Origin of the sequence: Pseudoalteromonas sp. SG44-8 (assembly GCF_014164125.1) — a bacterium.
GTDB lineage: Bacteria > Pseudomonadota > Gammaproteobacteria > Enterobacterales > Alteromonadaceae > Pseudoalteromonas > Pseudoalteromonas rhizosphaerae.
Genome location: NZ_JACJEQ010000019.1, coordinates 23,394 through 29,470 on the forward strand (window position 1 = coordinate 23,394; position 6,077 = coordinate 29,470).

Below are 6,077 nucleotides of genomic sequence, written 5' to 3' on the forward strand. Positions count from 1 at the left end.
TAACTGCTAACGACTAACTAATTACATTAAAATGACGGTATTCTTATTCAATTTTTAGTACTTCGATTTTAAGTAAAGAAAACAATAAATTTCCTAAAAAATGCTTGTACATAGCTTCTATTTCTTCTTGAGATATAGTTCCACCACGTATAAGGACTTCTTGCCGCTCAGCTGGCTCTTTTATGATAAACCCGGTAGAACTGAACCCATTTTTTTCATAAAACGCTTTGCGCTTAACTCTTTGTTGATAGTTTTCTGCCTTTTCATCAAGCTCCTCAATAGTGAGTACTATTCTTTTATTTGAATGCTTTTCATTCATAGAATCCATTACTTTGCTTCCGTAACCACTTGAGCGGAGCAATTCAGATATAGCAAAAAACTTTACACAGATAATTTGTTTATATTCTTTAGTGTAGAGAAAACCAACCCATTTATTATGATCATAAATAATATCAAAGCCATTTTTTCCATTCCTCATTCTGTATTTAACAAGCCATTCTGGTAGTCTGTGAACTTTTGGAAAAGCTTCGAAAAAAAGGTCTATAACTTTTGAATAGTTAAAATCATGTTTGTTAAGTGGGCGAAAAGTGATCATCATATTAACCCTGCAAGCCAATCAACAGTTAAGATAGTAGTAAAAACCTTTAATCCAATCAAACCGAAAAATATGAATATAAATGTAACTTTAATTTTTTTACTTTTTATATTATTCCAAGATAGAAGTTTTGCTTGAAATTCACTTTTTAGCTCATCAATATCCTCTTTCATACATAATTCCCTATCTCGTGCTGTAATTATATTAACTACAACACAGTTAATATGAGTTACCAAATTAACTTTGTAACTAAAAGTTCCGATGAAGCCTAATGCAAACACATGATCTTTGCTCTTTAGGATTTCAACTACCAACATTTTGAAAGCTAGTTACATCTGCCTTCCTTATATTTAAGTTGGCCAACCATTGCTGTAGATACGCATATATTCCGTGTATCAAACCGTACTAAGCTTGCCATGGGTAAAGGTGTTGTTGCGGTTGAACAAAAACTTTTAAAAGTTGTACCAACAGAGTTTAAAGTTGATGTACATCACTGGCTTATTTTACATGGTCGTTATATTTGTACAGCCCGCAAACCAAAATGTGGCAGTTGTATTATTGAAGACTTGTGTGAGTTTAAAGATAAAGCAGATTAGATCCTGTAGATAAAACACCTTCATTTTAAACGATTATTAATTTTAAACCTCAATTATCAGGCTTATAAGAATAAGCTCAGTGATTAATTCGCATTCCCGTCTTTTTTCTGTTTATTAAAGTAGGTGCCTAACTTTGGCACCTTTCATTTTCCATACCTTGTAAATCAATTTAAATAAAATCTGTTTATTCGTGATTTGGCGTAATTATTAGAATATTTTCAAAGTATTAATTTCACAAGCGTCAATCCTTTAGTTATGCTGTTGAGCATTATGAAATTTTATTGCGAGAATTCCTATGTTACCTATACTTCGTATCTTGTTAATTGAGCAAGACCCCGCCACCTTGCAAGAGCTTTCTACTAATCTGTCGAAAACCATCCCAAATTTTGAGCGAGATGATATTCATATCGATATTATTGAGCGTCTTGAGCTAAAACAAGCATTGGACATTGTAGAGGAAGATGGCGATATTCAGGCCGTAGTGCTTAGCTGGGATTTGCAAAATAAGGTTGGCGAGCGAACTTATAGTCGCTTTATCGAGCAGTTAAAGGGGATCCGCCTTGAGTTGCCCGTTTATGTTATTGGCGATGATACGAAAGGACTAGAAATCGTTAATGAGTCGGAGGAGATTGAGTCTTTTTTCTTTAAAGATGAGGTGATTTCTGATCCTGAAGCAATTTTAGGCTATATGATTAATGATTTCGATGACCGCTCAGAAACCCCATTTTGGACGGCGTATCGCCGTTATGTTGGCGAAGCGAACGACTCTTGGCATACACCAGGACACAGCGGTGGCTCTAGCTTTAGAAATTCCCCTTATATCAAAGATTTTTATCAGTTTTATGGTCGTAATGTGTTCGTTGGCGACCTGTCGGTTTCAGTGGACTCGTTAGGTTCATTGTCAGATAGCACTAATACCATTGGCCGTGCGCAAGAGTCAGCAGCGGCGACGTTTGAGGTTAAGCATACCTATTTCGTTACCAATGGGTCGTCTACCTCAAATAAAATCATCTTGCAGACATTGCTGCGCAAGGGCGATAAAGTGATTATCGACCGCAATTGTCATAAATCTGTGCACTATGGCATTTTACAATCAGCTAGTTTACCTGTTTATTTGTCGAGTATTTTAAATCCAAAATATGGCATCTTCGCGCCGCCGTCGTTGGCCGACATTAAACAGGCGATAGAACAAAATACCGATGCGAAATTGCTAGTCCTCACGGGTTGTACTTACGATGGCCTACTGAGCGATCTGAAACAGGTGGTAGAGTTTGCCCATCAACATGGTATAAAAGTATTTATTGACGAAGCGTGGTTTGCTTACTCCCTGTTTCATCCAAGCCTACGATACTATTCCGCCATTCATGCTGGCGCTGACTATGTCACCCATTCAGCACATAAAGTGGTATCGGCGTTTTCTCAAGCGTCTTATATTCATGTTAACGATCCCGATTTCGATGCTGATTTCTTTCGCGAGATTTACAGTATTTACGCCAGTACATCGCCAAAATATCAGCTTATCGCATCGCTTGACGTTTGCCAAAAGCAGTTAGAGATGGAAGGATATAAGCTACTCAATGCTTTGTTGAACCATGTGGAAGAATTTAAACAACAGATGGCTTCACTCAAGCAAATTAAAGTGCTAGGTAAACAAGACTTTATGGAAATATTTCCGCACTTTAGTGGTGATAACATGGGTCACGATCCGCTAAAAATTCTCATCGATATTAGCGAATTACCTTATTCATTAAAGGATATTCATAAATACCTGCTGGATGAGATTGGCCTAGAAATAGAGAAGTACACTCACAGCACCATCTTAGTGTTACTGACGCTTGGCGGCACGCGCTCAAAAATAATTCGTCTTTATAATGCGCTCAAAAAACTCGACAGCGGTAAAGTGAAGTTGTCAAAATCGACGCGACGATCTCGCTTGCCTGAGAATCTACCAGCCATAGACTTAGCGTGTATTCCAAGCGATGCCTTTTATGGCGAGCGCGAATCTGTGCCTATCGGTAAAAGTAACAACCGTATTTGTGCCGGTTTAGTCACCCCCTATCCGCCAGGCATTCCTCTTTTGGTCCCGGGACAGCATATTACAGAGGAACATATAGAGTACCTTAAAGAGTTAGCAGGACAAGGTTTGACGATTCAAGGGAGTTTTGATGGTGAAATCTATGTTCTTAAGGGCAAAGTTCAAAAGTAAAAATATACTTTAATACAGTCGAACTCCTTATAACGAAACAGCAATGTCACACGATATTGCTGTTTAGTGCGTTATAATTCTAGGCCACTTTAATAGAACTTGGTGTGCTAAGCTAATGTTAATATTAGGTAATATCACGTCAGAATTTAAAGATAAGACAGAGTAAATAATACGAAGTATAGTAGATTAAAGAACTGACCCTGACACTACAAAAATAAATGAAGCGGATGCGTAATAATGCTAGTTAAGAACAAAAAAACGCTTACTTTAATGCGCATTGCTGCATTTATTGTCACCATCATGAGCATATACTTTTTTGCCCCTTGGCAGTTTGCTTTATATTACTTGCAACCGCTACCGGCGACGATCAAAGAACAAACACAAGAGGCTATTGAACAAGGAGTCGATGGCATTATTGTGTATATTCATAGACAAGGACAGCAACCTGAATCTTTTGCAAACGGTTGGCATAATCGAGATCAAAAAATCCCCGCTTATGCTACTGCTTTGTTTAAGATTGGCAGTATCCGTAAGCTGTATGATGCATCAGCCTTAACAAAACTTGCCTCTGCTGGACTAATTGATGTGGATAAAACACTGGCTGATTATCTTCCATCGTTAATTGGACGCATTGAAAATGCAGATAAGATAACACTACGAATGATGGTAAAGCACAGAAGTGGCATACCCAATTACACAGACACTGATCATTTTGATTGGTCAATCACCTACCCCGACCCGCTTGCATTAGTACTCGATACTCCCGCTGACTTTAGTCCTAATGCTGATTACGGCTATTCTAATACTAATTATTTGTTGCTGCGGAAAATCATGTCTAATGTGCTGGGTTATGACCATAACCAATTTATTAAAAACGAGATTTTAACGCCATTGGGCTTAACGAATACCTTCGAGTCTGTAAATGAGATAAATTTAGCGCTATTAATGAGTGGCTATTATGTTGGCTACGAAAATGATTTTAAAGCACTTGATCAAGGGTATGTGGCAACAGCACAAGATGTGGGCGACTTTATTGTGGCATTAAATAATGGCACATTTTTTAGTGAACAAGAGCAAGCTTTGTACGCATCACTCTATAAATATGAGCACACAGGTTGGGTATTAGGGTATTCAAGCATTGCTCGTTATTATAAAGATATCGATACAGTCGTTGTGCAGTTTATAAATACTAATGGCAATGATACTGTGTTGCTCACAGAAATAATTTATAATCGGATTATTGATATTTTAACAGCGCAGCAGTAGCTACAGAGTAGCTGCGTTATCAAAAATTTATGTGAATTTTAAAGAGGGTTTAAATGCGTTTATTACACACCATGTTACGGGTTGCTGATCTAGATAAATCAATTGCGTTTTATACTCAAGTACTCGGCATGAAAGAGTTACGCCGTGCTGATAACGAAGAGTATCGCTATACTCTAGCCTTCGTAGGCTATGGCGATGAAAAAGACACAGCAGTACTTGAGCTGACCTATAACTGGGATACCGACAGCTATGATTTAGGCAATGCCTATGGTCATATCGCGATTGAGTTTGATGATATCTATAAAGCCTGTGCTGATATCAAGGCCGCTGGCGGCAATGTTAGCCGTGAGCCAGGACCTGTTAAAGGCGGCACAACAGAAATTGCGTTTGTAAAAGATCCAGATGGCTACTCAATTGAATTAATTCAGAAGAAAGAAAATATGAGTAAATTTTAGCAAATATATGTAATAGGTTTGCTAATCCGCTTTTTATTTATTTAAGCTCAACTCTGATACGATATTAAAAAAGGTGCTGTATGCACCTTTTTATCGTAATTGACTGTCTTTACTGCCACGTCGGTTAAACCCTTTAGAAAGCGTGCCTTTACCTTCTAGTTCAGCTTGGCAACTTACACAATACTTCACACCAGGTAACGCGAGCCTTCGTGCTTGTAGTATTGATTCATCACATTCTTCACATAGCTCGGCACTAGCTCCAGAAACTAAATTACTTCTAGCATATTGCACAGCATCATTAACGCTGGCATCAATTTGATCTTGAATTGCACCCTCTCGTGCCCATCCACTTGCCATATAACCTCCTATTTATTTGGACGTTTATATGTACGCTAACATAGATGAAGTTTATTTAAGCTGAATATAAGAAAGGGAAAGATACTAATAAAATTTAGGAATTATTATATAAAAGATTTAATTTTTAGATTTAAACTTGGATGAATAATTCTGAAGTAACTATAGAAATGCAGTTAAATTGATGTTACAGGCTTTTTAATAAAAGCCATCTTACTAATAAATAGTAAGTTTCGTCCCAAGAGATTAGTACTCTTGTTAACGTTGTGTATAGAGAGTGCGGTGTCACACTTCCTTGCACATTACTTAAAAAAAGTAAATGGCGTCCCCAAGGGGATTCGAACCCCTGTTACCGCCGTGAAAGGGCGGTGTCCTAGGCCTCTAGACGATGGGGACACAGAATATGTGTCACTAGGACAACTGAATGGTTTAACTCGTTTCAGGCGAGCTGCTTAATAACACTGCACTTCCCTATTTAAAATAAGTAAGTGGCGTCCCCAAGAGATTAGTACTCTTGTTAACGTCGTGCATAGAGAGTGCGGTGTCACACTGCTTTATACATTACTTAAAATAAGTAAGTGGCGTCCCCAAGGGGATTCGAACCC

Annotated in this window: 6 protein-coding genes, 1 tRNA gene and 1 pseudogene; 4 read left to right on the forward strand and 4 right to left on the reverse strand. The window is 37.9% G+C overall.

Annotated elements, in window-relative coordinates:
- Positions 1-43: 43 nt before the first annotated feature.
- Together H5163_RS14475 and H5163_RS14480 are read right to left on the reverse strand one after the other, a co-directional pair.
- Positions 44-598: a GNAT family N-acetyltransferase gene (locus H5163_RS14475; protein ID WP_182735429.1), complete on the reverse strand. Its 555-nt coding sequence runs from the start codon at positions 596-598 to the stop codon at positions 44-46.
- Entirely contained in the window at positions 595-768 is a 174-nt protein-coding gene (locus H5163_RS14480) for a hypothetical protein (protein ID WP_182735430.1), read from the reverse strand. Before H5163_RS14480 ends, H5163_RS14475 begins: the two co-directional genes overlap by 4 nt.
- 183 nt (positions 769-951) lie before the next feature.
- On the opposite strand from H5163_RS14480, the pseudogene H5163_RS14485 reads away from it, so the two are divergent.
- From H5163_RS14485 to gloA, 4 genes and pseudogenes are all read left to right on the forward strand, one after another.
- Positions 952-1,191: pseudogene (locus tag H5163_RS14485) on the forward strand (endonuclease III); the annotation flags it as partial.
- 295 nt (positions 1,192-1,486) lie between these two features.
- On the forward strand, positions 1,487-3,397 hold the full coding sequence (locus H5163_RS14490) for an aminotransferase class V-fold PLP-dependent enzyme (RefSeq protein ID WP_145240707.1): 1,911 nt from the start codon (positions 1,487-1,489) through the stop codon (positions 3,395-3,397).
- A gap of 234 nt (positions 3,398-3,631) precedes the next feature.
- Entirely contained in the window at positions 3,632-4,663 is a 1,032-nt protein-coding gene (locus tag H5163_RS14495; RefSeq protein WP_182735439.1) for a serine hydrolase, read from the forward strand.
- A 53-nt stretch (positions 4,664-4,716) separates the two neighbouring features.
- Complete coding sequence (gene gloA, locus H5163_RS14500) at positions 4,717-5,118, forward strand: lactoylglutathione lyase (protein ID WP_145240703.1); 402 nt, start codon at positions 4,717-4,719, stop codon at positions 5,116-5,118.
- Positions 5,119-5,208: 90 nt separating this feature from the next.
- On the opposite strand, the gene H5163_RS14505 is transcribed toward gloA, so the two are convergent.
- Together H5163_RS14505 and H5163_RS14510 are read right to left on the reverse strand one after the other, a co-directional pair.
- Complete coding sequence (locus H5163_RS14505) at positions 5,209-5,475, reverse strand: DksA/TraR family C4-type zinc finger protein (protein ID WP_182735431.1); 267 nt, start codon at positions 5,473-5,475, stop codon at positions 5,209-5,211.
- A 317-nt stretch (positions 5,476-5,792) separates the two neighbouring features.
- Positions 5,793-5,868: transfer RNA gene (locus H5163_RS14510), tRNA-Glu, on the reverse strand.
- Positions 5,869-6,077 lie beyond the last annotated feature (209 nt).